Annotated in this window: 2 protein-coding genes; one reads left to right on the top strand and one right to left on the bottom strand. The window is 72.5% G+C overall.

The window, feature by feature from the left end; genetic code table 11:
• Positions 1–183 precede the first annotated feature (183 nt).
• Positions 184–1,326, bottom strand: coding sequence for an MFS transporter (locus QH276_RS12385; RefSeq protein WP_280396907.1), 1,143 nt, complete (start codon positions 1,324–1,326; stop codon positions 184–186).
• Positions 1,327–1,820: 494 nt separating this feature from the next.
• Between QH276_RS12385 and QH276_RS12380 the strand changes: the two genes are divergently transcribed.
• Positions 1,821–2,660 carry an alpha/beta hydrolase gene (locus QH276_RS12380; RefSeq protein ID WP_280396881.1) on the top strand — a complete coding sequence of 280 codons (840 nt, stop codon included), beginning with the start codon at positions 1,821–1,823 and terminating at the stop codon, positions 2,658–2,660.
• Positions 2,661–2,739: the final 79 nt, after the last annotated feature.

Below are 2,739 nucleotides of genomic sequence, written 5' to 3'. Positions count from 1 at the left end.
GTCGGGGGCCGGGGCGGGGACTTACCCCCAAGCACCAATTTTTCCACTACACGCCCGCGCCCCTCTATTAAACGTAGCCCCCCGGGGGGGGGGCTTTGGTTTGGGGGGGGGCCGGGGCCGGCAATCAGGAACGGGCGACGGACACGGCTTCGCCGGCTGGGAGATCGCCTGCCGGGTCGAGAGTCAGGCCGCCGGGGCGCGCCGGGCGGCCCAGACCGTCACGGTGAAGAGCAGCACGCCGAGCAGGGCGAGGCCGGCGCCGACCACCGCCGGCGCCGTGTAGCCGTAGCCGGCGGCGATCACCAGTCCGCCGAGCCAGGCGCCCGCCGCGTTGGCGATATTGAGGGCGGCGTGGTTGAGCGCCGCGGCCAGGGTCTGTGCATCGGCGGCCACATCCATGAGACGGGTCTGCAACCCGGGAGCGAGGGCCGCCCCGGACGCGCCGACCAGCAGGGCGCCGATACCGGCGGTGACCGGGTGATGGGCGGCGGCCACGAAAACGGTCAGGATCACCATCATGGCGCCCATGGCGAGGAACACCGACCGGTCCACACCGCGGTCGGCGAGGATACCGCCGACGATATTGCCCAGCACCATGCCGACACCGAAGAGCATCAGAACCACCGGCACCAGCCCGGCCCGCAGTCCGGCCACATCGGTGAGTGTGGTGCTCACATAGGTGTAGACCGCGAACATGCCGCCGAACCCGATCGCTCCCACCGCCAGGGTGAGCAGTACCTGCGGACGGCGCAGGGCGCCCAGTTCGGTGAGCGGATTGGTGAGGGCGATCCCGGTGAGCGGCGGTACGAATCGCCACAGGGCCGCGACCGTCACCGCGCCGATCACCCCGACCAGGACGAAGGCGCTGCGCCAGCCGAGGTGCTGGCCGAGCCAGGTCGCGGCCGGAACACCGAGAACATTGGCGATACTGAGCCCGAGCATCACGGCCGCCACCGCCTTGGCCCGCTGCCGCGGCGGCGCCAGTGTCGCGGCGGCCAGCGAGGCGACACCGAAGTAGGCACCGTGCGGCAGGCCGGCCACGAATCGTGCCCCCACCAGCGTGACGAAGTTCGGTGCGAACGCCGAGGCCAGATTGCCGGCGGTGAACGCGACCATGAGCACGATCAGCAGGCGTTTCCGCGCGACCGAGGCGCACGCCGCCGCGATCACCGGCGCACCGACCACCACCCCGAGGGCGTAGGCGGAGACGGCGTGCCCGGCGGTGGGCTCGGATACCGTGAACGCGCCGGCGATATCGGGCAGCAGCCCCATCGTGACGAACTCCGTGGTCCCGATGCCGAACCCGCCCAGCGCCAGCGCGAGCATCGCCGGGATATGCCAGCTGGTACGGGCAGGGGCCGGGCTCGTAGCCGTGCCGGTGGCGGTGGCGGTGGCGGTGGCGGTAGAAGTCACGCCCCCGTGCAACAGGTGACGGCGGCCCGTGGTTCCGTTCCCGGCTGTGAGTTCGCACACCGGCGCGCACCTCGCTCACCGGGTGGGTCTGCTGCGCACCGGCGAGCCGGATCGGATCTCGGTTGATCCGGACCCGGGAGTCCACACGTCTGGCGGGGGCCGGCCGACAGGTGACCAGGCGATACGATCGCGGGACCGCCGTCCGGTCGACCACGCCCTCACGAACTGCTGAACACGCCGACGACGGATGACCGGACAACGACGACCTGGATCGGTTCGGGGCGAAGGGCCCGGGTACCCGGGCGGGGGCGGCGCCGGCTGCCTCCGCCCGAGCACGCACAGCCGGGTTGCCGGACGGGCGAAGCGTCGCCTGGAACGAACAGGAACGCCGCAGACAAGGAGTGCTGATGAACGCCGCACAGGTCCACGATCGGACTGTCGACGGAGCCCGCGGTCCGGTACCGATCCGGGAGTATCTGCCCGCGGTTCCCGATCCGGCGGCGCAGCCGCTGCTGTGGATCCACGGTGGTGCGTTCGTTTCCGGCGGCCTGGACCAGCCCGAATCCCATATGGTGGCGCTGCGGGTGGCGGCGACCGGCCGCCGGGTCCGCACCGTCGACTACGCCCTTGTCCCCAGGTTCCGGGTGTGGGGCCCGCCGCAGTTGCGCCCCTCCGACAACCGCTACCCGGCACCGCTGGACGATGTCCTGGCCGCGGCCACCGACCTCATGGCGGAGCAGCCGCGGATCGTCGTGGGCGGCGCCAGCGCCGGGGCCTGCCTCGCCGCCTCGGCCGCGCTCCGGTTGCGCGACCGGACCGCGCAGGTACCGGCCGGTCTGCTGCTCGCCTACGCCACCCTGCACGCCGAACTACCGCCGCTACCGGATTCGGTGCGCGCCCGGGTGCGGGGCCGCCATCGGATCGGCACCTTCACGCCGCAGGTGATCCGCCGGATGAACCTCAACTATGTGGGCTCCCAGCAGCTCCTCGAGGATCCGGAGGTATTTCCCGGGGGCGGCAAACTCGCCGGACTGCCGCCGGTCCTGTTGCTCGATGCCGCGCACGACACGCTGAGCGCGTCGAGTACCGCCTTCGCCGGGGAACTCACCGAGGCCGGGGTCGAGGCCGATCATCGCATCGTCGCCCGTACTCGCCACGGATTCCTCAACCGGCCGGGCACCCGGGGCTTCCGCGCGGGGATGGCCGAACTGCTCGGCTGGCTCGACCGGAAGATGCACCACAGCTAGCCGCGCCTGTCCGCCCGCCGCCGCGTTACCCCGGCCCGGCGGCCCCCCCCGGGGGGGGCGCGCGCGCGGGGGGGGGGGG

The organism is Nocardia carnea (assembly GCF_029869215.1).
Lineage (GTDB): Bacteria > Actinomycetota > Actinomycetes > Mycobacteriales > Mycobacteriaceae > Nocardia > Nocardia carnea_B.
This window is presented reverse-complemented; position numbering and strand designations above follow the sequence as displayed.